This window comes from Christiangramia crocea (genome assembly GCF_022410465.1).
In the GTDB taxonomy this organism is placed as follows: Bacteria; Bacteroidota; Bacteroidia; order Flavobacteriales; family Flavobacteriaceae; genus Christiangramia; species Christiangramia crocea.
The window spans coordinates 65,770-90,556 of the sequence record NZ_JAJSON010000015.1 but is presented as its reverse complement, the minus strand read 5'-3'; the positions used below and the strand labels follow the sequence as shown (position 1 = coordinate 90,556).

Genomic DNA, 24,787 nt, shown 5'->3' with positions numbered 1-24,787 from the left:
GAAAATTACTAACTTCATAAACGAAGTCGAAATCGACAACATCTCGTTCCCTACTACAATGTCTTTCGATAATATAGGCATTTGGGTAAATGCCATTCGTCAGTTAACTATATTTTCTTAAAAACAATTTTTTCTCCAATTTAAAATGAAATACAGGAACAACCAGATTATTTATAGTCCATCCGATTTATCTTCTCATAGCAGTTGTAAACATCTCACTCAACTTAACAAACAACATGCAAGAGGTGAAATTGCAGATCCTGATTCTTACACCAATCGGGTATTGCAAATGCTCAAAGAGAAGGGGAGTGAGTTTGAAGAAGGTCACTTACATGAGATCAAGAGCCAGGGAAAAACTGTAGCAGAGATTTGTACTGATGATCCTCATGCTGAGAAGCATACAATAGATGCTATGAAAGCTGGTATTGATGTTATTTACCAGGCGAGGTTGAAAGAAAATAGTAAATGGAGCGGATGGGCTGATTTTTTAAAGAAGGTTAATGCACCAAGTGAATTAGGAGATTGGTCATACGAGGTATGGGACACCAAGCTGGCGAATGAAACGAAGGCTGGTACAATTCTCCAAATTGGTCTTTATTCAGAGCGTGTTGCTCAAATCCAAGGAATTTCTCCAGAATACATGGGTGTTATAAAGCCTGAAGGCAAAGAACGCTATCGTTATGATGAACATGCTGCATATATTCGGCTCGTCAAACGGAATCTGGAAGAAGCAATTTCCAATGATAAAGAGACCTACCCTGAGCCCGTCGCCCACTGCGATATCTGCAGGTGGTGGAAGAACTGTAATGCTATTAGAAGAAAAGATGATCACCTAACCTTCGTGGCTGGAATGGGTAAATCCCAGATGAAGGAACTCAATCTGCATGATGTTCACACCCTAGAAAAACTAGCCTGTCTTAATTTACCTGTACCTTTCGATCCTTCTAAAGGTGTTAAAGAGACATATAATAAACTTCGAGAACAGGCTCGTGTACAATATACGAGCAGACAAAAAGGGTTTGAGCCGATCTACAAAACCTTAGACATAGAAGATGATAAAGGGCTGAACAAACTACCAGAACCTTCTTTAAATGATATCTACTTGGATTTTGAAGGAGATAGGATGGTTGAACCAGATGGCCTTGAGTACATCATTGGCTATGTACACAATGGAAAATACCACGCTTTATGGGCTAAAAATGAAACGAAAGAGAAAGAGATTTTTGAACAATTCATTGACTTTGCCTTTAAACTAAAACAAGAAGATCCCTCACTTCATATATATCATTATGCGCCTTATGAAGTAACTGCCTTAAAACGATTGATGGGAAAATATGCATCTCGAGAAAATGAGATTGACACGTTTTTAAGGTCAAATACATTTGTAGACCTCTATAACATTGTTAAACAGTCTGTAATAGCTAGTGTGGAAAGGTACTCGATCAAAGATTTGGAAGTGTTTTTTGGTTACGAGCGCCAGATGGATTTGAGAGAGCTCTCAAGTCATAAATCACAATTGGAGTTACTTCTACAAACTGGAAATATTGATAAATTAACAAAGGAAAACAAAGACGCAGTCCAACTTTACAATCAAGATGACTGCGAATCATTGGTTCGCCTTCAAGCATGGCTAGAAAATATTCGTGCAGGGCTAATCAGCGATGGCGAAAATATTACGAGACCTGTAGATGGCGATGGTGAAGCCAGTGATAAAATCAGTACCCATCAAGAACGTATTAAGCCAATTTTGGATGCTTTACTTGATGACGTGCCTCAAATAAATTCAGACCGAAATGAAGTTGAACAGGCTCAATATATTCTTGCCCATATGCTTGATTGGTACCGTAGAGAGAATAAGTCTTACTGGTGGGAGTTTTTCCGATTAAAAGAACTTCCAGAAGATGAGCTCTTGGAAGAACGAAAGGCAATTCCTTTTCTAGAATACACAGGTAATCGAGAACCTGAAAAAAGAAGTGTAATTGACACCTATAAATTTCCTACTCAAGAATGTGATTTGCGCCCAGGTCAGAAAGTAATGGACCAGTTAAATAACAGACTAGGTACCATTCATGAAATAGACCTTGACGCAAATATAATCCGAATCAAAAAAGGACCAACTGCAATCGATATACCCCACCCGATTTCGATTATGAGTTTAGAATCAATTATTTCTACTTCCAAGGAAGAAGCTATTATCAGGTTAGTAGAATGGGTGGTAGATAAAGGCATGGATAGCGCCGATGAAATGTACCGAGCTGCAAGACAACTTCTCATAAATTCTATCCCGAGTTTAACGGAAGAACCAGTTGAATTTGATGATATTGTTGAGAGAACATTTGATTTTGCATCGAAACTTGATCACAGCTATCTTCCGGTTCAAGGTCCTCCAGGTGCTGGAAAAAGTTTCACGGCAAGCCATATTATTGTTCGTTTGGTAAAACAAGGAAAGAAAATTGGGATTACTGCCCTTAGCCATAAGGTGATCACAAATTTACTTACGAAAGTTTGGGAGGTAGCTGAAAAAGAAGGGCTCAATATTGAAATGATTCAGAAAACCGAACCAGATCCAGATCATCCTTCTCCATGGACAGTTAGTAAAGATGAAAAAACTATCCAAGCATCCATTGGCAGTATGAATGTTATCGCAGGGACTTCATTTATGTGGAGTAAGCCACCTTATGAAAACACCGTGGATTATCTCTTTGTGGATGAAGCCGGTCAATTATCATTGATTGATACTCTTGCAGTTTCCCACTGCTGTTCTAACATCGTACTTTTGGGTGATCCACAACAATTAAAACAACCCCAACAAGGCGTACATCCCGACGGAACTGAAGTATCGGCTCTAGAACATGTATTACAGAACCAGAAAACTATATCTGATGAGCAAGGTGTATTCTTGCCTGAAACCTGGCGGATGCATTCGTCTATAAATAATTTCGTGTCTGAACTTTTTTATGAGAACAGATTGCAATCAAAAGAACATCTTGATCAACAGCAGATAATAGGCTCAAAATATGGAGGAGCGGGATTATACCTGGAAGAGATAGAACATACAGGAAACATCAATTCATCCAATGAAGAAGTTGAGAAAGTGGTGGAAATTATTAATCATCTTACTTGTGGTGAGGTGAAATTTATCAATGAAAATGGTGAAGAAGCCGCTTTGACCCTCAATGAAATAAAAGTAATTACTCCTTACAATGCACAAGTACAAGCAATCAAACAACGTATGCCAAATTTGGAGGTAGGTACAGTTGACAAGTTCCAAGGTCAAGAAGCTCCCATCATTATTTATTCTGTAGCCACTTCAAGTTTGGAAGATGCACCTCGAGGAATGGATTTTATATTTAGCCCTAATCGATTTAATGTTGCCGTTTCCAGAGCCCGAACCCGATTTATAATGGTGGCAAACCCTGCAATTTTCGAGGTGGAATGCAAAAGCCCACACCAAATAAAGTTGGTGAATGCATTTTGCAGGTTTAAGGAACTTTCAATTTAAATAAGAGACCTACTATACTAGCTTGAGATGATCAAAAACCTAAGACATAACGGAGAAATGAAACACTACCAAGAAACTATTGATAAAATTTTTGGAAAGAACTTTAAACATAGAACTTTAAGGACATTGTTTGATTGTAATTCCGAGGAATGGAATGAAACTACCATATCTGAAAAATTAAAAATTTTAAGAACTATTAAAAAAAGTAAAGAATTTTCTTTAGAAGAACTTATTTTAGAATACAAAATTTATTATTCCGTCGAGTTAAAGAATAAAGATCATGTTCTTAATTCATTGGAAAAATCCCTTGAAATACTTTTAGAGAATGCAATCTGAGAAAATCAACACGATTTACAATACCAATGTAAAAGTGATTAATTTAGAAGAATATAAATATCAAAAAAATTTAACCTTAAAGCTTGATAATATAAATGACAACTTTGATCAAAATACTATTAATGAAATAGTCTTATGGAAAGTAAATCGTTATGCTGAGTTAAACAAAAAAACTTTAAGTCTATTAAACAAAATAAGAAAAAAAGATAGGTGTCTAGATAAATCACTTACAGAGCAAATCCTACTACACTTATTAGGTAAGAATCAGCAAGGAATCCAGCTCGCTATGGCATCAACAATTCTAAGGTTTAAAAACCCAAATATTTATCAAATTCTGGATCAACGAGTTTATCGATATATTTTTGGAGAAAAGCTTAATTATTCATTAAGCAATATTCATGAGCAGATCGAACTATATTTTAAATATTTAGAAAAATTACACCTAATATGTGAGGAGTATAATATTCATTTTTCCACAGCCGATAGATTGCTTTACCTTTTAGATAAAAAGTATAACGGCAAATTAAATTTAAAGGGTTATTGAAAGATGAATGTCCCACTCACTCATATTCGGTTGGGCAATGGATTTAATTAAACGTTTAGAATCACCAAATAAAAAAAGCCAGGGATTTATGTATCTTCTTTGGAGCAAAATTCTATAATCGAAACTTTGAGTTAAATAAAAAGAGATATGACAGAATTACAAGAAATGACTAAAGCATTAATCAGCTTTCGTGACGAAAGGGATTGGAAGCAATTTCATAACTCTAAAGATCTTGCCATTGCAATTAATAGTGAGGCCTCAGAATTATTGGACTTATTTCTATGGAAAGAAAAAGAAGATTTTGATCTTGATAAACTGAAGGAAGAGTTGGCTGACATTTTTGCCTTCTGTCTCTTGCTTGCAGAAAAACATAATTTGAATGTAAGAGATATTGTACTGGATAAGATCAAATTAAACGGAGAGAAATATCCAGTGGACAAGTCAAAAGGGACCGCCAAGAAATATACTGATCTGTAATATGTTGATTTACCAGGATACTACCTGCCAATTCGTTCAGGATGTTCGAGAGAACCGACTTAGTGATATAATGCTGCAATCATTTATCCTACGCTTTAATAAGGAACCCCATCCAAGTGAAATTACATCATGGCAAAACTCTCTTCCAAGAGTAAGGGACTTAATTGAACTGGCAGATTTGAAAGATAACATTATTGCTATCGAATACGAAGTGCCTTATAACCAGAGTCGAGTCGATGTTCTTCTATTTGGAAAGGATAAGGATAATAATGATAATGTTGTCCTAATTGAATTAAAACAATGGTCTTCAGTCACCGCACTCGTTGACGAAGGTAATTTTGTAGAAACTTACACGGGCGGTGGGGATCGAATTGTCCCCCATCCTTCCCAACAAGCTAAAGGCTACCATAATTACCTTAAGGGCTTTATACAGGAATTCGAAACATTGCCCGAAATGCAGCTATTTAGCTGTGCATACTGCCATAACTATTCACGCACTGATGATGAAGGGCTTTTCGATCCCATCTACAAGAAAATCCTTGATAATTACCCATTGTATACTAAAGATGATGTGCGTGCCATTGCGGATAAAATTGGGATACTGCTATCCGCAGGTAAAGGATCAGAAGTTTTTAATCGTTTTATGCAAAGTCCAATAAGACCGAGCAAAAAACTTTTAGAAAATGTGTCTAATGTCATCAAAAATGAAGAAGTATTTTCATTATTAAATGAACAATTAGTCGCTAAAAATCTGATTTGGTCAAAAGTCAGAAAAGCAAAAAAACAGAAAAAATCAGAAGTTATTATCGTTCATGGAGGACCCGGCACTGGTAAATCATTAATAGCATTGAATATCTTGGCCGAAGCAGCTAAACGCAATATGAACGTATTTTATGGATGCAAATCGAAACCTTTCACCGCGGGTATTCAAAAATTAGTGGGCCCCAATGGACGTATCCTAATCTCAAACCTTTACCGTTTTACTCCATCTCGGGTAAATGAGCAAGAACTAGACTTACTACTTGTGGATGAAGCTCACCGGATAGAAAAAACAAGCAACTTTCAATATACCCGACCAGAGCACAGAACCGATATGCCCCAGGTAGAACAACTAGTACGTTGCGCCAAAGTATCTGTCTTTTTTATTGATGATTGGCAAAATGTCCGATCTCAGGAAATTGGTCATTCAGACATGATAAGAAGTGCTGCTGCAAAATACAATCGCAATATATCAGAGGTAACTTTAGAAACCCAGTTCCGATGCATGGGGTCCAACGATTATTTACTGTGGCTTGAATCAGTTCTTGGTTATACCGATGAAAAAAAAGTTCTTAAACAGGATGAAAAGTTTGACTTTCAAATTTTCGATTCTCCGCGGGAACTTTATAGCACAATTGCTTCAAAGGAGAAAGAGAAACCTAATTCTGCAAGATTGGTAGCTGGATTTTGCTGGCCATGGAGTAAAAAACTTGATGCGAATGGTGAATTAGTAAATGATGTTCAAATTGGTTCATTTGCGATGCCTTGGGAAACTCACAGTAAAATTCGTCCTCCAAAAGGATATGTACAGTGGTTTGAATGGGCATACCGTCCTGAAGGTATAAAACAGATTGGTTGCATCTATACTGCCCAAGGTTTTGAATTTGACTACATCGGCGTTATTATAGGCGACGATCTTGTTTATGATCCAGAGTCCGACTCACTTAAAGCTGATATTACTGCAACGGAAGACCCTACTTTAAAGAGAGGGAAAGAAAATTTTGAAAATCATGTTAAGAACATTTATCGCACATTGATGACTAGAGGAATGTTGGGATGCTATGTATATTTCACTAATAAAGAAACTGAGAAATATTTTAAACGTAGAATAGAGGAAAAAACGCAGGCTAAATCAATAATTAGTCGCTAGCAAGCCAAACCGTCAGTAATGAAATTTAATCCTTATTATCCAGACATTCACATTACTGATTTATGGCTTAAAATTATTTAAAGTATAATAAAAGCAAATTAATGGATTTTTACCAAAAGGAATTTCTGACCACCAAACCTAAAAAAGAATATAGTGACTTCTATAATGAAGATATTTATGTTATTCCCTGCCGGATACTAGAAATTGGTGAAGAAGCAAACCATAATAGTATTTGGTTAACAATTGAACATCTTGATTTTAAAAATGCAGAACCCGTAAAAACGAAAGCAATTTGTTATAAAAAATCGCTTCGCTATATTTCTGAAGAAACTCTCCCATTTTATAATGAATGTTCATTAATAAAAACAGGTGATAGAATAAGGTTTTTAGTATACGGAAGATTTGATCCTTTTCTTGATATGACCCATAAATTTTTAGGAACATACGATGGAATGTCTCAAGATGAATTGAAGGTTGTTTTTCAAGAGAATTATAAAGAATTAAATGCCTGGTTAAAAGAACCTACAAAACATTACTAAAGATATTTTTTAGAGGTTGCGATAATTCTATTTTTAATTTGATTTCTAAAACTCTCAGGCTCTAACACCTCTATCTTTTCTCCAAATTGGAGAACTATACTCTCAAGCTCAAAATTTGGAACAACCTCAATAGATATAATTGTAAAATCTTTCCCTTTTTCTTTAGTTTTCTGAGATCCATGTAATGGCTTGGTTTGAATGTAGGGCCACAAACTTTGGTCAACCCTTAAACCTATTTTAATTGGTTTTTGGTCAGGAAAAATTGATACGCCAATCACATCTTCAAAATATTCTTCAAAATTCACATTCGCAAATTCATAAGGTCCTTTTAACTCCTTAATTTCTTCTATCCGATCAAGGGCCAAATTGATTAGACCATCAAAGTCATTATTCTTGCCATATACAAACCACCTATTATTATATTCCTTAAGATGATATGGAGAGAAAATTATTTCTACTGGTTCCGGATTTTTGAATGACTTATAATTGATTTCTAGAAGCTTTTTATAGAGGATGGCATTAAATAAAGGCCCTATAAACTCTATACCTTTCAAATATTCATTATTATCAAAACTAATGATCCCTTCAGAATCATTAGATATATTGAAGGCCTGATCAAGTTTAGGCAACAACTGATTGATCCACTTAAATTGAGGCAGACCTTTGAACCGATCCAAAATTGAGATTGCCGATTTTAGCTGTTCTGCTTCAAGCTCGTTCAACGGTTGGTTATTGATAGAAAAGTTCTGATCCTCATATCTGAAGTACGTCCGACGGCTATCCCTGACCCTCTCAATGGGCGCACTCCAACCTTCGGGGGAGGTCATAAAGGTGATATCATCATATAGTTGCCGCTTCCTAATTCCATTAGAGTCAGGATTTAATTCCCATAAAGCTTTATTACATTCTTCAAGCAAGTCCTCAATATAATAACGTTTACCTGGGTTTCGAAAACAACGATCAAGACATTGATATCTTATAAGAGCATTTTTCGTAATTGGCATGGCCTTTTTTTAAAGTTATCTAAAAACTTCAATTTTAAATTATTCTCTTTTTATCAGCATATCTATGATATCAAAAAAATCCTTATTTCACAGATATGTTAAAAACTATATAAATTAAAATTTTATATTTGAGATGATACAATCTGCCCCATCCCTACTAATTCTGGATTGTAATAAAGCAAAGATTAAAATTAAAATTATTTGTGCAGTTAGACTGCACAGATGATGCATTTATTTGCATTGTTCTTTGAAATACCTGCCCACAGAGATATTGAATTTGGGTGCTGGTCCTGAAATTATCAGGACAATGATCGGCATCTTTACCCGACTTTTAGTCGGCCAAAGGTTAGTGAGGAATTGAATCCTAAATTTCAAAACCTCCACTTATTATTTTTTTATGATTTATTATTATAAACTATTTCAAGACAAATGAATTAGTTCTGATTATTGAAATTGCTTTATAATATATACTTAAAGAGTATCCGGGCAGGTATTAGAAGAATTAATGCAAAAGTTATTATGAAAGCAAGCCCTGACCAACAAACCTACATTCGCAAAAAATTCGCTTTACTCGAATCTAAAGAGGATCTTCTAGTTCTTTTGAATGAAGCAAAACGAATGATGTATGGAGACGAGTGTAAAGTTTTTCGTCTCAAAGCTCTTAACTATTATGCCAATCCCGACTTCTGCAAAAAAAGGTACACCTCCTTTGATATTCCCAAAAAGAATGGTGCTAAGAGAATAATCAATGCTCCAGTTAAAGGTCTACGATCTATTTTGAGAGTACTTAATTTTATACTTCAGGCCGTATATGAAGCCCATCCCGCTGCAACAGGGTTTGTACAGGAAAAATCTATAGTCGATAATGCTCAGCCTCATGTCGATAAACATTATGTATACAATCTGGACTTACAGGATTTTTTCCACTCCTTTGACCGTAACAGGGTTAAACTAGGCTTCATGAAAAAGCCATTCAATTTAAGAAAAGATAGGAACAAAGAGCAACTAGCCTTTTTTCTATCTTGTTTATGTACACATCCCTTTAAAATAGATGGTAATATCAAAACGGTTCTTCCCCAAGGTAGTCCTACCTCCCCGACCATCTCAAACATTCTTTGCAGGGATCTAGATAGGCGCCTGAAAGGTCTAGCGAAAAGATTCAACCTGAATTTTACACGGTACGCAGATGACATCACTTTTTCTTCTTCCCATAACGTATATAATAAAAATGAGTTCCAATCGGAACTGACCCGTATCATAGAAGAAGATCAGCTCCTAAAGATCAATCCGTCCAAAACCAGACTTCAAAAAACAGGGTTTCGTCAGGAAGCCACGGGACTTGTGGTCAATGAAAAAATAAATGTTCCTAAAAACTACACGAAGCAATTAAGGATGTGGCTATACTATTGGGAAAAATATGGGACAAAAAAGGCCGAACAAATTTTTACCCAGGATTACTTAAAAGATAAAGGACATGTAAAGCCTGATCATCCTGAAATGGAAAATGTTTTAGCCGGCAAACTGGAGTTCCTGAAAATGGTAAAAGGTACAGATGATCCTACTTATAAAAAACTACAGGGAAGGTTCTTAAAATTGAGTATGGGGTCTCCACTTGTAGATAGGGTCCTCAAAGTTTGGGATGAGGAAGGCCTTAATAAGGCTATGGAGTTATATTACGAAAAAAAAGAAAGTTCTGAGGCACTAACCACTACCATACTTACATTATGAAAAAAGCGGAAACCTTGTTTATAACTAACCTTCTATCTAACCCTAAACTCACATCCGAGCAGAAAAGCAAAGTTTTTGAGCTTGCCATGAGGGATATTGGCAAGAATGGATCAGACAAACTCATATTACAAGAGCTTCAGCTGATAAAGAAAAAGATGGGAATCGGAACGTCAAAGACTTATGTAGAAAATGACTCCAAGAATTTCGAAGGAACAAATCCTAGTGGCTTTACCGGCCTTCCAGAATTTGATGAGAACACTGTGAAAATTATTACTAAGTCAAATGGCAATGAAGAACAGGAAAATAATTCTATCAAGTCATCAGAAAGTCAAATGCGCAATTCAACAGAAGAAAAAATTATAAGTGATGAAAGGGTGAAGGAGATATTGGAAAAAATGAAAAACAGAAAGAATGAGTCAAAGAAAAATAGTCTTTCATATTATTCTCCTGTTAGTCTTTATAAATATTTATACGATTATAACCAGGATCCTATTCTTCGATCAACTTGTCACGAAATTGATAGTAATGAATTAGTAACAATAAATGATTATTGCGGTACAGAAACCTATCAATTTCCGAAACACCTGGAAGCAATATTAAAAGCATTTGAAAGGCATGAGAAAAATCATTTTGCACCTTCAAGGGTTAAAGCTCTTATCCGTGGATATTTAACCGGAAAAGATTATTATAAGGTTGATTTAGGAGACGGTTGGTCTGGCGACAACATTAAATTTAGCTGGTCAAGTAAAGAATTAAAAAAATGGTGTAAAATGAATGAAAATTTTCCTCCATGCCCTGACCCAGGTTTAATTGAAAGTCATGAAATAATTGGTTTTGAATTTTCCGAAGCAATCAAATCTAAAAACTTCAATAAGTACTTAAAAACATTTAATGATCTGGTAATTCATTTCAAACATCTTTTCCACATTAGGCAAGACAACTCCCTAAAACAAATTTTACTCCTTCAAAACAAGATTAAAAACTGGAATGAGAAGATTGATTTTGAGATTGAAAACCAGGAATTTCCCACAAATATTGAATTGTTTACTGATGTTGATAAGCTAATTCAAGCTTACAACATTATCATAGATTTAATTTTGAAGAGGCAAATAGAGGAAATGCCTCGGGTAAAGCTGTCATTTTATCAAACATCCGGAGGTGTTGAACTTTCAATTCATCACTTAAACACAAGTTACCACAAAAGCTTAATTGACACAATTGAAAGACCTCTGGGTAAAACATATAAAGCATTGATAGACAATCAATTAAATGGAATGTGCAATTTTTATGTACGTGCAGATTTTGATCAAAAACAATTTGCCAAGGTTAATATTTGGAATGGTAAACCACGAACTGCTGAACCACTAGATTTCTTTGAAGGAGTAGAACATATATTTGAATTTAGAAAAAAATAATAATGATATATCTCATAGATGACAAGAAGCTCCGACAGGAAAATGATTATGGTTGGAATCTCCAAAAATTAAAAAAATATGAACACATTATTCAACCAATTTACGATCTAAAGGAGTTATCGAAGAGGAGGAAAGAAATCTTCCGAGATAATAATATCATTCTTTACCATGAATCTTTTCTGGACCACACTAATTTAAAACTTGAAGCTTCAGTAAAACGAAGTGATCTTGATGAGTTCTCAAGTAAGCAAAAAAATTGGCTGGCCTTTTTTAGTGGTAGTAAAAATTCCCGAAACATTGAGAACAACGTTGCTCATCTCCCTGTTTCAACCCTATATCAAAACCTGGAAACTTTTATTCAAAAGTACCTGCAAGGTGATCTTCAACTTAACTATCTTCTTTTTGGGGAGAATCCTGATGTTGAACAGGAATTGGTAGGCAAGTTGGAATCTAGTTTACATTTAACGGAAGAAGAGCCCAGTGCAAAAATAGTCTCTTCTAAAATCCTATTTTTTCGACCAGCAAAATTGAATATTTCCAATCCTATAGAAAATGCTAAAGAAACAGTTTTGTTTAATGACGTTTCTGACGAAAAATTGTCTCAGAAAATTGTAAAAGAACTAACAGAAGAAAAATATGATATAATTTTTCTTCCATTATGTTTTGGTCCAACTCTCTCAGACTATAATGGATTAAGATTGGCTACTCACATTCGTTGTACTAATACTCCAAATAAAGTTTCATCAATATTTATTTACAGCCCAATAAACATAGAAGAGTTAATTAAAAACCAATACTTTGATATACTCAAAACAAAAAATGTCGAAATAGTCGATTTTAAAAAGAAAGCTTTTGAAATAGCTGCAAATAAAAAAAGACCCGCAATTACAAATGGGGAGTTACCTAATGAACTAAAGAAGATTAAACTCGAGCCTCCAAAAAATTATGAAGACAACCACAGTATAGCTAATGAATGGGCCATATATAGATGGAGTTCTGCATTAAAAGCTAATGATGATGATATTGAGATTATCACAGATAAAGTTCAGCATCACTTATATTTTAAGTTTTTAAAAACTATTTATCCTGTAAAGGATTTATTTACTATTCCTGAAGCAAACTTAAAGATCAAACCTTCCTTAAGCCCAAAAATACTTTACATAGACGATGAAGCAAACAAAGGCTGGTACGAAATCTTTTGTAAAATTTTCTATGATGAAAATCGCCTTGAGTTTCATTATTTAGATGATGAATTAAACTTTCTAACCAGAGAGGAAATAATTGAAAAATCACTTGCAACTATTGGAGATAAAAATATTGATATAGTTCTGCTAGATTTCCGCCTTCATCCGGATGATTTCCGCGCTAAAAGTATAGAGGAAGTAACAGGCTTAAAATTACTAAAGGCAATAAAGGCATCAAATCCAGGGATTCAGGTAATTATTTTCTCTGCAACCAACAAAATTTGGAATCTACAAGCTCTAGAGAAAGCCGGATCAGATGGTTTTCTTATAAAGGAATCTCCAGAAAATAGCATAGATCCAGAATTTACTTCGGGCGCTATAAATGGAATGATTGAAATTTTGACCAAAAGAGCAGAACTCATTTTTCTAAAACAGTTTTATGAAAACTATAGAATACTTGAGAAGGAATTATTGCCGAGAAAAGAATACAAAAAAGTTCCAAATCCTTTACCAAAGGAATTTGTCGACGAAGTTTTGAAATGGTTCAAACTTAGCATAGATATATTGAAAAATGGTAATACAAATGATTCTAAAAAAACATCTTCATTTCTTTTTATGTTTTCAGTGCTTGAAAATTTGGCAAATCGTGTTATAAACGTTGATAACCCTATTAAAACGGAAAATGGAAAAAAAGGAAGAAAGGTTTACAAGTTTGAATACAGAGGAACAGATAAAAGCCTAAAATTTTTTACTGAAGATAAAAACCGTCCTGGGTATTATAGGAAAACAAATTCAATTTTGAAATGTGGTAGAAATATTCCATGGCATTTAAAAATTTTAAATACCATTGATCATATAACTAATGAAACTCTTACTGAAGAAGAGTTAAGTAATATTGTCAAGAAAAGAAATGACTTTATTCATTCAAACACAACTACAGGAGAAAAATTTATAATTGTAAATGATGATCTCATATGGCTGCATCAAGTAATCTACAACGGACTAAAAAATGTTATTTAATGCACTTCTTCTGCACAAGTTAAAATCACCTTTGTAAAAAGAAACAAGATAATGAGCATTTTTAACCACTTCTCGAATCTCTCTTTAAATCGTGATCAGCAAGAAGCGATCAGTAAGTTAGGAGATTTTCTAACTGGTGATCAGGAAATTTTCATACTCCAGGGTTATGCGGGTAGTGGTAAAACCACTTTGCTAAAAGGGATTACTGATTATCTACTAGAACAGAAAACAAATCACTTGTTAATGGCTCCTACTGGAAGAGCTGCAAAGATATTACGAGAAAAAGTGGGCGAAGCCTGTACAATCCATAAAACTATATATAACCTTTCTGCAATTGAACCCAAAATTGATGAAGAAGATGCTGGTAAGAGCATTAAATTTAAATTCCCTTTAGATGAAAGCCCGGTAAAGTCGGTGCTTATTATTGATGAAGCTTCCATGATCTCCTCAAAAGAATCTCACCACGAAATCTTTACTTTCGGAACTGGCGTACTACTTAATGATTTACTAACCTTTTCTAAACTACCCGAATCAGATAACAAGATCATTTTTGTTGGAGATCCGGCTCAGTTACCGCCAGTAGGTGATCCTGATTCTCTTGCGCTAGATCGTAGCTATTTTATTAAAAAGGGCTTTAAAGTAGAATTGGCTATTCTACGAAAGGTTAGGAGGCAAGAAGAGAATTCAATTTTATCTAATGCTACAGCCATAAGAGATGTGCTAAAGCAAGAAGTTAGAAATCGTTTAGAATTGATCTATGATAATAGTTCCTTTATTAAGATCAGCAACACAGAAATTGCAAACATATATGTAGATGAAAATCCCATCCCCAAAATAGGCGGGGGGATAATTATCTGCTTCAGTAATTCACAAGCTCTGTCATATAATAGAGCCATTAAGGAAAAACTTAATCCCGGGCGAAAGGATATTTTACCAGGCGATCTTTTGATCATCGCCAACAACAATTACCATTCATACTCTACTGAACTTATGAATGGAGATATGGCTAAAGTTATGGAAGTTAATAGAGAGATTATCTCTCGAAGAAATATTCCTGTCTATGATACTGTGAACGGAAAAAGAATCAAAAAATATATAGATCTAAATTTCCGTAAGATCGTTATTAGAATTGAAAATTTTCCCACTGAAATACCTTGTTACATAATTGATTCTTTGCTTAATTCCCCTCACAGGGATCTCAGTATCCTTGAAATGAAAGCACTTTACATAGATTTTGTAATGAGATTTAATTCAGAACAAGAAAGAAAAAAAGAGTTAGGACAAGTTTCTTATAAGGAAGGATCAGAAGAGTTTAAACAAACATTAAAAACCGATCCCTTTTACAATGCATTAAGAGTAAAATATGCCTACGCTATTACCTGTCATAAGGCTCAGGGTGGCGAGTGGGATACTGTCTTTGTGGATTACTTCGGAAGAAACAGTCTTAAAGATGATCCTTTAAAATGGTCATATACTGCTACTACAAGAGCAATAAGAAAATGTTATGCTGCCAATGCTCCCCACCTGAGTGAATTTTCTAATTTCAAAATTTCTTCTATTGGAGACTTAACCAAAATTCCTGAGGATTATTTCGATCTATCCCAAATTCCGGTTTCACCATTTCATGGAAGTGAAGATCATTTGGGAAAGAGCATGAAATACTGGGAGATTACAGATAAACTTAAAGAATCAGAATTTCAAATTACAGGTATCACAACCAGAGATTATCTTGAGCGTTATCAGATCCGTTTCGAGGACAAGAAAATTATAGTTGACGGGATACATAATGGTGCAGGTATTTTCCATGATTTTACCTTACAAAGTCCGACTAATGATGAATTTGCAAGTGAACTTCTAAAAATATTGAATGCTCCTTATCAGCAGGTTTTTAATATTAATTATCAACCCGATTCTCTTTTCTTAGAAAAGCTCTATTCCTTAATTCAAATAGCTTGTGATGAATCTGGAGTGGCAATAACCAATGTAAAAGAAAAAAAAGCGAACTATTTGGTTAATTATTATTTAAAAACTGATGCTAAAGCTGCTTTGATACAATTCTACTTTAATAAGAATGATCAGATTACTCGGGCAATGCCAAAATCAACAGAAGGTATTAATGACATTAAGTTAAATAATCTGATTTCCAAACTTGCTACCCTTAAATCTCAACCAATTGAAGTAAAAAATTAAACCATGAATTTATTTGATTTCAGCCAACAAATAAGTCAACTGAAAAAAGAGGGAAAATATCAGGATGCATTATCTTATTTTAAGGATAATAAAGGCAACTTTCGCAAGGAACAGATCTCAGGAAATGAATACATCATTGCCGATATGCTAACCTGTTTAAGAAAATCCTCATTTCTTGATGCTGGCCTTAAATTTCTTAATCATTATGGTATCGAAATTAAAGGTGACACAAAAGAAAGGGTCCTTAACGCTTATGGGTGGTTGCTATGGTCCAAATACAAAGCTGAAAATCAGATGCAGCATTCTCCTGAAGAAGATTACCAATTTGAAGATGATGAGGAAGAGACTGAAGTACAAGATTTTCATTATTCCAAGACAGAATTACTTCAAAAAATAGAGGAGGCTATTTTATATCTAATTGCTAATAAAAATGACTTTAACCAGACACTGATATCCAATTTATTTTCGGTAGTTCTAAAGAGTGAAAAGAAAAAAGCAGCTCCCAACTGGAAACTTATAAATGATTTCTGTGACCAATTCAACCCGGGTGAATTATCGAAAAAATGTGATTCTATTGAGATCGAAAAAAGGGGGAAAAAGATAGATATGGAACTGGCATCAGATTTTGAAAACTGGTATGCATACAAAACTAAGGCGTTAATGAAGCTGGGGCAATGGCAGGATTGTTTCGATAAATCCAAAGAGGCTTTAGAAAAAATTGAAAAATTCCATTACTCTAACGAAATCTGGTTTTCGCGAAGAATTGCTTTATCCAAGAAAAACTTAGGCAATACAGACGAAACCATTCAAGAGCTTGAATCGATCCTTAAAAAAAAGAAAGAATGGTTTATTCAGAAAGAATTAGCGGAGCTTTATTACGAACAGGAAGAAATTGACAAGGCATTCCGAATGAGCATAGAAGCCATAAATAATTTTGGTCCTCTTGAATTTAAAGTTGACTTGCTATTCTTAATGGGTAAAATCCATCAAAAGAAAAATGAACCGGAATTAGCTTTTAAACATTTTTCATTAGCAAAATTAATCAGGACAGAAGAGCAATGGAAAATTCCACAAAAGCTCCGGGATGCCCTTTCCAGTTTTTCTTTTGAAACTATATCTCCATCTGATATCAAGGGGCTTAAAAGAGAACTCTCCCGTTATTGGAGCAGTTTTGCAAAGAATAAAGAAATTACCAAAAAAACTACTGGTTCAAGAGGAAAGGTAATTAAAATACTGAATGATAATGAAAGAGGGAAAGATGGTTTTCTTGATGATGATGGCACGGAGTTATATTTCTCAATTTCATCGAATTTCTATCTTACCCCTAAAATTACGGTTGGCAGCACTTTGCTATATACCATCACCCCTAACCCTAAAGGGAAAGGAGAAAGGGTTCGAATTTTAAAACTTATTAGTTGAGAATGCATTTAGAAATAAATACACAAAAATTAACAAACTAGACCGTTGTGAAGCATCTCCTTATATTGCCTGATCTTAAGATGAAAAAGCAAATTTAGAATAAACCTCCAATTTAGCCTCGGGAAAGGAGTTTAAACATACCTATTCGGGTAATCGCCAATGCCATATAAATGAATATTGCTACCGTACATCCCCACCGTAATCTATACCTCAAGGAAATAGAAGAAGCTTTTGAGGTTCTAGAAGGTTTAAAGAAAAAAGGCTTCTACGATGTTCCAAAAATCACTTGGTGGATCCTGAAGTATGAGGAACTATACCACTACAGTTACAACCAACGACATGTCAATTCATGTTATGAAGGAATGGGATGCTGCTGTACTAACAAAAGTCCGGAGATGAGATTCAGTTCACTTTATACATCCCTGGAGAAAATCGTCGATTTATATTCCCATGAAAGATATTTTGAAGGAGAGATTAAGGCTTTTGAGCAGTTAAACGATAACCACCAGTCATTAATGCGGTGGTTGAAAAAGAATGAATATTTAGGTAGCGAAGAATTTCTATTATTCTGGTTGGAATGGCTGGATGAGAAAAAGGAAGTAGTTAATCCATATATCATGAACTGGCAGGATGAATTTATCTTTAAAGCTGAAGATTGGAAAAATACAATAAGTTTTTGTAAAGCCTTTAATAGTATCTACTGGACATCTGATATTTGCGCATGAATTCAAAAATCAACAGGTAGGTTTTAACGTAACTAACAGTTTTCATTAGGTAAAATTGATTATTTTCATTAAATATGTAATCTTCTTCGATGTTCCCTACTCCTCGAGGTTTTTTATTGGATGAATAGAATGGGGAGGCTGCCCATCAAATTATTCAAAAGAACTTTTAATTATAACCATGAAAAATCAGCAGTTAAATATCCTGCTTGCAAGGGCAACAAAATATATTCTTAAATTATCCTCTAAGCACAGGGAAAAGTTTATATCAACTTTAATTGAGGTACAAAAAATACAGAAATCCAACTTTACTGCTCAGGAAAAATCAAGACGAATTAAGATTGTTTTATGGAATAATCAAAGCCCTAGGATGAAGCTAGTCATTGGAGGCTTCCTAGGTACAATCGCCGGTTTGATTACTTTGGGAACTGGAGGAATAGGTATTGCAGCGGCGGGTGGAGCAATTGGGATTTGGGGTTTTTTAGCAGGGACCGCCGGTGGAGTTTTTATTTCTGCTATTGTACAGATTTTTGAAAAAGATGTAAAAAAATTAAAAGGATAGATTATTAGCCATAAAGTTCTCTTTTGCAACCCTGAATTTTATAAAATGTTCTGGTTGGTCTATTATATCTCATGATTTCTTTCTTACCATCTAGAAGTTAGTTATGAAGAATAGTCAAAAAAAAGCGACCCGTTAAGGCCGCTTTGAATGTTTTCACAACGGAATAATCCTTATTGTGAATTGCTTCAAAATTGTAAAACGAATATAGCAAAATATTTTAAATGAAAAGGATTCTAGGATTGGACTTGGGAACCACTTCCATAGGTTGGGCCGTGGTCGATGAGGCTGAAAATAATAAAGAGAAATCAGCTATTATTAAAACAGGCGTTCGGGTCGTCCCTCTTTCTACTGATGAACAACAGAGCTTCGAAAAAGGACAGAGCATTACAATTAATGCAGATCGTACATTAAAACGTGGAATGCGCAGAAAACTTCATCGTTATAAAATGCGCCGATCCTCCGTTATCGAAATTTTAAAAAGTATCGGATTCATTACCAATCAAACACCACTTACCGAGACAGAAAATAATTCAACTTTTTCTACCTATCAAGCCCGGGCGAAAGCTCCTAAGGAAAGAATTTCTAAGGAAGACTTTGCCAGAGTTCTACTAATGATCAATAAAAAAAGAGGGTATAAAAGCAGCAGAAAAGCAAATAAGGAAGAAGAGGGCCAGTTAATTGATGGAATGACCGTTGCTAAAACGCTTTATCATAAAAACTTAACTCCCGGACAATATTCTTATGAACTTTTAAAAGAAGGCAAGAAGATTTTACCTGATTACTATCGCTCTGACCTTCAGGATGAGTTTGACAAAATCTGGAAATTTCAACAACAGTATTATCCTGAAATTTTAACAGAAGAACATAAGGAGAGTTTAAAAGGAAAAAATAAAAGTGCTACTTCAAATTATTTTGAAAAAAAATTAGGCATTTCTCGGGCAGAAAATAAGGGAACTGATAAAAAACTTCAGCACTATGAGTGGCGAGATAGGGCCGTTATAGAACAAATCGAAATTACAGAGATAGCTTATATTCTCACCGAGATCAATAACCAAATCAATCAATCCAGTGGTTATCTAGGCGCGATAAGTGACCGGAGTAAAGAACTTTTTTTTAATGATCTTACCGTTGGCCAATATTTATATAATCAACTTAAAGAAAACCCACAAACACCATTAAAGAATCAAGTATTTTACCGTCAGGACTATATGGATGAATTTAATGTCATCTGGAAAGAACAGGCCAAACATTATCCCGAATTGACGGAAAAAATACGTCAAGAGTTGCGGGAAACTACCATTTTTTATCAACGCAGATTAAAATCTCAAAAGGGACTTATTAATATTTGTGAATTTGAAGGCGTGGAAAGAGAGGTCGAAATTGATGGTGAATTGAAGAAAAAGCTAGTTGGACCACGTGTGGCGCCGAAATCCTCTCCTGTATTCCAGGAATTTAAAATCTGGCAAAACATCAATGCCATTCGTGTAACAAGAAAGAATAATGACTTTGAAGTTTATGAACTGGATGAAGATACCAGGCTTTTACTTTTTGAAGAATTGAACTGGGTCGATAAAATGACCGATAAGCAATTTTTAAAATGGCTATTTAAGGGTTCTGAAAACAACCTAAAAGACTGGAAAATCAACTTTAAACATCTAGAAGGGAATCGAACCAATGCCGCCCTTATGGAAGTTTATAAAAAGATCTTAAAAATTGAAGGTTATGAACTTGACTTTAAAAAGCATTATTCAGAAATTCTCGAAAACATAAGAGCTTGTTTTAAAACTATCGGCATCAATGAAAACCTTCTGGATTTTAACAGTGCAATACCCGGAAGTGATTTTGTCAAACAAGCATCTTATGAACTTTGGCATTTGCTATATTCTTACGAAGAAGACAAATCCACAACTGGTACAGAAGCCCTGCTAAGAAAACTTCAAGAGAAATTTGGTTTTCAGGAATCCCACGCTCGTTTATTGGCTGGAGTAACTTTTCAAAAAGATTATGGAAGTCTTAGTGTAAGGGCGATAAGAAAAATACTTCCTTATTTACAGGACGGATCTCTATATGACGAAGCCTGTTCAAAAGCCGGATATAATCATTCAAATTCCATTACGAAAGCTGAAAATGTAGAGCGAGAATTATTACCGGAGTTAGAAATACTTAAAAAGAACAGCTTACGAAATCCGGTGGTCGAAAAGATCTTAAACCAGATGATCAATATCGTTAACAAAATTTTAAAAGACGAAAATCTTGGACGACCAGACGAAATTCGTATCGAATTGGCTCGAGAGTTAAAAAAAACAGCACAGCAACGCAGCGAAATGACTAAGCAAATAAGTAAAGTCACAAAAGAATATGATGCTATCCGAGCTTTGCTTAAAAAAGAATTCGGTCTTCCCTATGTAAGCCGAAAGGACTTGATTAAATACAGGTTATATAAAGAATTAAAAGCTACCGGTTATAAAACCCTGTACTCAGGCACTTATATAAGACCGGAAGAACTTTTTACGAATAAATTTGATGTAGAACATATTATTCCACAAGCATTATTATTTGATGATTCCTTTTCCAACAAAACATTGGAATTACGTGATGTAAATCTGGATAAAGGGAATGAGACCGCCTATGATTATTGTGAACGTAAAGGCTGGCTGGAAGGTTTTAAACAACGAGTAGAAGAAGTTTATGCTGCTGGTGATATTAAATATATGAACCGTAAAAAGCTTCTAATGACCAAGAAAGAAATTCCTGAGGGATTTCTAAATCGGGACCTGGGAAATTCGGCTTATATAGCTCGAAAAGCTGCAAAAATCCTGTTGAATGTCACCCGAAATGTCACTCTTACTTCGGGAACAATTACCTCAAAACTTCGGGAAGACTGGGAATTGATTGATGTCCTAAAAGAACTGAACTTTGAAAAATATAAAGAATTAGGACTTACTTATACCATAGAAAATCGTAACGGTAAAGAATTGAAACGTATCGCTGAATGGACAAAGAGGAATGACCATCGCCATCACGCTATGGATGCTATTACTATAGCGTTTACCCGCCCGGCTTTTATTCAGTATTTAAATAGTATGAATTCGGAAAGTATAAAAAACGGTTCCTTTTATGGCATTAAAGAAAAATACACTTATCGGTCTAAAGAAGGTGGAAGACAATTTGTAAAACCTTTTAAAAATATTCGAGAAGAGACAAAGAGAAATTTAGGATCTATCCTGGTTTCACATAAGGCAAAAAATAAAGTCGTTACTAAAAATAAAAATAAGATAAAGGTTAAAGGAAAAGGAAATTTTAAGACCAAAACAGAGCTTACACCAAGGGGACAACTACATAAAGAAACTATTCACGGTAGCTCTAAAAAATATGAAACGAAATTTGAAAAAATAGGAGGAAGCTTTGATCAGGATAAAATTTCTACTGTAGCTAAAAAGAAATATCGGGAAGCATTACAGAAACGGTTGGCAGAATTTGAGAATGATCCTAAGAAAGCCTTTACAGGAAAAAATAGTTTAGGGAAAAATCCTATAAGACTTAATAATAATGGAGCAGTGTTACCTGATAAAGTCAAGATGGTTCAGCTGGAAAATCAATATACCGTTCGAAAAGAGATCACTCCAGATATAAAAATTGATAAGGTCATTGATGTAGGGGTTCAAAAAATTCTTAGCAAACGGCTAGATGATTTTAAAGGAAAAGCCAAAGAAGCTTTTTCAAACCTCGATGAAAATCCCATTTGGCTGAATGAAGAAAAGAAAATCCCTATCAAGCGAGTTACTATTTCGGGAATAAACAACGCAGAAGCATTACATAATGCTAAGGACCATCTAGGGAATGAAATTGCAGATGATAAAGGAAATACAATTCCTGTTGATTATGTAAGTACTGGAAATAATCATCACGTAGCCATTTATCAGGATGAAAAGGGAAATCTGCAAGAAGAAGTTGTGTCATTCTATGAAGCGGTAATTCGAAAAAACCAGGGCCTTCCTATTATCCAAAAGGAACATCCAAAAGGATGGAAATTTTTGTTTACAATGAAACAAAATGAAATGTTTGTTTTTCCTTCTGAAGACTTCAATCCTGAAGAAATTGATCTCTTGGATCCAGATAATAAAACTGAAATAAGCAGGCATTTATTCAGAGTTCAAAAATTTGGGGCGCTTTCTAAATCTGGGTTTTGGTTTCGTCATCATTTAGAAACTACTTTAAATAATAACACCGATTTAAAAAACATAACATTCATTGATATATATTCAACAAAATCCATTGAGAATATAATTAAAGTTCGTTTAAATAACTTAGGAGATATAATACAGGTAGGGGAATATTAAAAATATAAATAATGATCAAACGCACCCTGTTTTTGGGTAACCCGGCCTACCTCAGAACTAAAAATGAGATCTCTTGAGTTTCCTTCTTTTTTTTAATCCTACCAATCCCCTTAAAAAATAGGATAACAGATCGTTACGGTGTATTTACTGTGAATCTTGAAAAAAATACAATTCTGAAAGCAATTCACAACTACACTAAAAACAGCATTATGAGATTTCAACCTGTGAATCCTGATTAAAAATACAATTCTGAAAGCAATTCACAACAACACCAAGTAAGATGAAAAGTATAGATAACCTATAAATTCTGATTAAAAATACAATTCTGAAAGCAATTCACAACTACAAGGGTGTTATAAAAGATAACAGTATGACCTGTGAATCATAGTGCAAAGTACAATTCTTAAAGCAATTCCCAAATATGATAAGGATAATTGATAATAATCTAGCTTTGTCAAATTTATAAAGCCTATATAATCGCTGATTTATTAACCGACACTCCCTTAAGTCCAATGAAGTTCATTGAGTTACGTTTAGATATAATTTTAAAAAACAATTAAAAAAGTCGGCACCCCGTCGGCACAAAATGAAGAATGCCCTCTCATATATCCTATAAAGAGGGCATTTCTTGAATTATGTTGTAGCCTCACCAGGAATCGAACCTGGATCTAAAGTTTAGGAAACTTCTATTCTATCCATTGAACTATGAGGCCAATTAGGCTCACAAAAGTAATAGGTTTCTTTAAGAAATTAAAAGCCCAAAGTATAAATCTTAAATTTTTACTTCAGGACTGTAAAGCTTACCTTGGTGCAATAGTTAAAATAGTTGTTATGAAGTTATTTTCAAAAATCGCAATTGGTATAATCATTTTATTCAGCAGCTGTGGAACCGGAAATACGGACAAGGGTCAGCAATATTCAGGAATCATTGAGCCTACCGGAATAACCAGCTATCAGTATGGTACACATACACTGGATACAGGAGATGAATTTTATGCTCTTAAAAGTGAAGTTATTGACCTTAGCCAGTATGAAGGTAAAAAAGTCACCATAACTGCGACAGAAATTGAAGGCTATCCTGTGGATGGAGGTCCGGTTTATCTGAATGTTACAAAAGTTAAAAATCAATAGTATCTTTTTTGAAACTTGTGCCTGAGTTTGGGTGGAATTATATTTGCCAAAAAAAATCAGGTTTTGAAAAAGCTATTTACACTTCTATTTTCGTTATTTATTTGTTTTAATTCCCAGGCTCAGGTTGATGAAGACCAGTTAGGTGGATGGTATATGTATTTTTGGAATACCGATTTTGGAGAATCAAAATTCGGACTTCAGGGTGATGTACAATATCGTAACTGGGACGTCATGGGAGATCTGGAACAACTTCTCCTTAGGGCAGGAGTAACCTACAGCCCAAATTCCAATCTTAAGCTTACCCTGGGTTATGGAAATATAACCTCCGGTACATTCGGGGACTCTAACGACACCTCATCTGAGAGCCGAATTTATCAGGAAGCCTTGCTCCCTCATAAAATTTCAGACAGAATTTATTTAAAACACAGATTCAGGTATGAGCAGCGATGGGTAGAAGATCAGGATTTCAGAACGAGATATCGGTATAATCTATTTCTAAATATTCCACTAAATCAGCCCAATCTGGATAAAAACTCCATATACCTGGCATTTTACAACGAAGTGTTCATCAATGGCCAAAAAGATATAGGCGATGGAAGACGTGTAGAGATTTTTGATCGCAACCGTCTATATGGCGCCCTGGGATACTCAATTAAAGACAATCTAAAAGTCCAGGCTGGATTTATGGAACAAACTTTAAATAATATCAGCAAAGGTCAAATTCAGCTGAGTCTTCATCACAGCTTCTAGGCTTTTAGTACCTTT

The 24,787-nt window shown here is 34.6% G+C and carries 17 protein-coding genes and 1 tRNA gene; 16 read left to right on the top strand and 2 right to left on the bottom strand.

Annotation, left to right across the window (positions count from 1 at the left end):
- The first annotated feature begins 145 nt into the window (after nt 1-145).
- From LU635_RS05880 to LU635_RS05855, 6 genes are all read left to right on the top strand, one after another.
- On the top strand, nt 146-3,502 hold the full coding sequence (locus LU635_RS05880; protein WP_240097177.1) for a TM0106 family RecB-like putative nuclease: 3,357 nt from the start codon (nt 146-148) through the stop codon (nt 3,500-3,502).
- 27 nt (nt 3,503-3,529) lie between these two features.
- Nucleotides 3,530-3,838, top strand: coding sequence for a hypothetical protein (locus LU635_RS05875; protein WP_240097175.1), 309 nt, complete (start codon nt 3,530-3,532; stop codon nt 3,836-3,838).
- Nucleotides 3,828-4,382, top strand: a complete 555-nt coding sequence (locus LU635_RS05870; protein WP_240097173.1) for a hypothetical protein — start codon at nt 3,828-3,830, stop codon at nt 4,380-4,382. The genes LU635_RS05875 and LU635_RS05870 overlap by 11 nt, the downstream gene beginning before the upstream one ends.
- Nucleotides 4,383-4,529: 147 nt before the next feature.
- Complete coding sequence (locus tag LU635_RS05865) at nt 4,530-4,859, top strand: nucleotide pyrophosphohydrolase (RefSeq protein ID WP_240097171.1); 330 nt, start codon at nt 4,530-4,532, stop codon at nt 4,857-4,859.
- Between the two features lies 1 nt (nt 4,860).
- Nucleotides 4,861-6,768, top strand: coding sequence for a DUF2075 domain-containing protein (locus LU635_RS05860; protein ID WP_240097169.1), 1,908 nt, complete (start codon nt 4,861-4,863; stop codon nt 6,766-6,768).
- Nucleotides 6,769-6,869: 101 nt separating this feature from the next.
- Complete coding sequence (locus LU635_RS05855; protein ID WP_240097167.1) at nt 6,870-7,307, top strand: hypothetical protein; 438 nt, start codon at nt 6,870-6,872, stop codon at nt 7,305-7,307.
- Here the strand turns inward: LU635_RS05855 and LU635_RS05850 are convergent.
- Complete coding sequence (locus LU635_RS05850) at nt 7,304-8,311, bottom strand: helix-turn-helix transcriptional regulator (protein WP_240097165.1); 1,008 nt, start codon at nt 8,309-8,311, stop codon at nt 7,304-7,306. The genes LU635_RS05855 and LU635_RS05850 overlap by 4 nt on opposite strands.
- Nucleotides 8,312-8,830: 519 nt before the next feature.
- Here LU635_RS05850 and LU635_RS05845 point away from each other — a divergent pair.
- From LU635_RS05845 to cas9, 8 genes are all read left to right on the top strand, one after another.
- Entirely contained in the window at nt 8,831-10,039 is a 1,209-nt protein-coding gene (locus LU635_RS05845) for a reverse transcriptase family protein (RefSeq protein WP_240097163.1), read from the top strand.
- Nucleotides 10,036-11,454, top strand: a complete 1,419-nt coding sequence (locus tag LU635_RS05840; protein ID WP_240097161.1) for a hypothetical protein — start codon at nt 10,036-10,038, stop codon at nt 11,452-11,454. Before LU635_RS05845 ends, LU635_RS05840 begins: the two co-directional genes overlap by 4 nt.
- 2 nt (nt 11,455-11,456) lie before the next feature.
- Nucleotides 11,457-13,658 (top strand): DNA-binding transcriptional response regulator, encoded by a 2,202-nt coding sequence (locus tag LU635_RS05835; protein ID WP_240097159.1) that lies wholly within the window; start codon nt 11,457-11,459, stop codon nt 13,656-13,658.
- Between the two features lie 51 nt (nt 13,659-13,709).
- Nucleotides 13,710-15,848 (top strand): ATP-dependent DNA helicase, encoded by a 2,139-nt coding sequence (locus LU635_RS05830; RefSeq protein WP_240097157.1) that lies wholly within the window; start codon nt 13,710-13,712, stop codon nt 15,846-15,848.
- Nucleotides 15,849-15,851: 3 nt separating this feature from the next.
- Nucleotides 15,852-17,267, top strand: coding sequence for a tetratricopeptide repeat protein (locus LU635_RS05825; RefSeq protein WP_240097155.1), 1,416 nt, complete (start codon nt 15,852-15,854; stop codon nt 17,265-17,267).
- A 170-nt stretch (nt 17,268-17,437) separates the two neighbouring features.
- Nucleotides 17,438-17,992: a hypothetical protein gene (locus tag LU635_RS05820; protein WP_240097153.1), complete on the top strand. Its 555-nt coding sequence runs from the start codon at nt 17,438-17,440 to the stop codon at nt 17,990-17,992.
- A gap of 178 nt (nt 17,993-18,170) precedes the next feature.
- Nucleotides 18,171-18,551: a hypothetical protein gene (locus LU635_RS05815; protein ID WP_240097151.1), complete on the top strand. Its 381-nt coding sequence runs from the start codon at nt 18,171-18,173 to the stop codon at nt 18,549-18,551.
- Nucleotides 18,552-18,772: 221 nt separating this feature from the next.
- On the top strand, nt 18,773-22,891 hold the full coding sequence (cas9, locus tag LU635_RS05810) for a type II CRISPR RNA-guided endonuclease Cas9 (RefSeq protein WP_240097149.1): 4,119 nt from the start codon (nt 18,773-18,775) through the stop codon (nt 22,889-22,891).
- A 641-nt stretch (nt 22,892-23,532) separates the two neighbouring features.
- Here the strand turns inward: cas9 and LU635_RS05805 are convergent.
- Nucleotides 23,533-23,604 (bottom strand) — tRNA-Arg (locus LU635_RS05805).
- Nucleotides 23,605-23,722: 118 nt separating this feature from the next.
- On the opposite strand from LU635_RS05805, the gene LU635_RS05800 reads away from it, so the two are divergent.
- Together LU635_RS05800 and LU635_RS05795 are read left to right on the top strand one after the other, a co-directional pair.
- Nucleotides 23,723-24,022 carry a hypothetical protein gene (locus LU635_RS05800; protein ID WP_240097147.1) on the top strand — a complete coding sequence of 100 codons (300 nt, stop codon included), beginning with the start codon at nt 23,723-23,725 and terminating at the stop codon, nt 24,020-24,022.
- Between the two features lie 63 nt (nt 24,023-24,085).
- On the top strand, nt 24,086-24,772 hold the full coding sequence (locus LU635_RS05795) for a DUF2490 domain-containing protein (RefSeq protein ID WP_240097146.1): 687 nt from the start codon (nt 24,086-24,088) through the stop codon (nt 24,770-24,772).
- Nucleotides 24,773-24,787 lie beyond the last annotated feature (15 nt).

Bases quoted from the DNA above. Each gene is read 5' to 3' on its own strand.
- LU635_RS05880 (WP_240097177.1), top strand. From the start codon at position 146: ATGAAATACAGGAACAACCAGATTATTTATAGTCCATCCGATTTATCT.
- LU635_RS05875 (WP_240097175.1), top strand. From the start codon at position 3,530: ATGATCAAAAACCTAAGACATAACGGAGAAATGAAACACTACCAAGAA.
- LU635_RS05870 (WP_240097173.1), top strand. From the start codon at position 3,828: ATGCAATCTGAGAAAATCAACACGATTTACAATACCAATGTAAAAGTG.
- LU635_RS05865 (WP_240097171.1), top strand. From the start codon at position 4,530: ATGACAGAATTACAAGAAATGACTAAAGCATTAATCAGCTTTCGTGAC.
- LU635_RS05860 (WP_240097169.1), top strand. From the start codon at position 4,861: ATGTTGATTTACCAGGATACTACCTGCCAATTCGTTCAGGATGTTCGA.
- LU635_RS05855 (WP_240097167.1), top strand. From the start codon at position 6,870: ATGGATTTTTACCAAAAGGAATTTCTGACCACCAAACCTAAAAAAGAA.
- LU635_RS05850 (WP_240097165.1), bottom strand. From the start codon at position 8,311: ATGCCAATTACGAAAAATGCTCTTATAAGATATCAATGTCTTGATCGT.
- LU635_RS05845 (WP_240097163.1), top strand. From the start codon at position 8,831: ATGAAAGCAAGCCCTGACCAACAAACCTACATTCGCAAAAAATTCGCT.
- LU635_RS05840 (WP_240097161.1), top strand. From the start codon at position 10,036: ATGAAAAAAGCGGAAACCTTGTTTATAACTAACCTTCTATCTAACCCT.
- LU635_RS05835 (WP_240097159.1), top strand. From the start codon at position 11,457: ATGATATATCTCATAGATGACAAGAAGCTCCGACAGGAAAATGATTAT.
- LU635_RS05830 (WP_240097157.1), top strand. From the start codon at position 13,710: ATGAGCATTTTTAACCACTTCTCGAATCTCTCTTTAAATCGTGATCAG.
- LU635_RS05825 (WP_240097155.1), top strand. From the start codon at position 15,852: ATGAATTTATTTGATTTCAGCCAACAAATAAGTCAACTGAAAAAAGAG.
- LU635_RS05820 (WP_240097153.1), top strand. From the start codon at position 17,438: ATGAATATTGCTACCGTACATCCCCACCGTAATCTATACCTCAAGGAA.
- LU635_RS05815 (WP_240097151.1), top strand. From the start codon at position 18,171: ATGAAAAATCAGCAGTTAAATATCCTGCTTGCAAGGGCAACAAAATAT.
- cas9 (WP_240097149.1), top strand. From the start codon at position 18,773: ATGAAAAGGATTCTAGGATTGGACTTGGGAACCACTTCCATAGGTTGG.
- LU635_RS05800 (WP_240097147.1), top strand. From the start codon at position 23,723: ATGAAGTTATTTTCAAAAATCGCAATTGGTATAATCATTTTATTCAGC.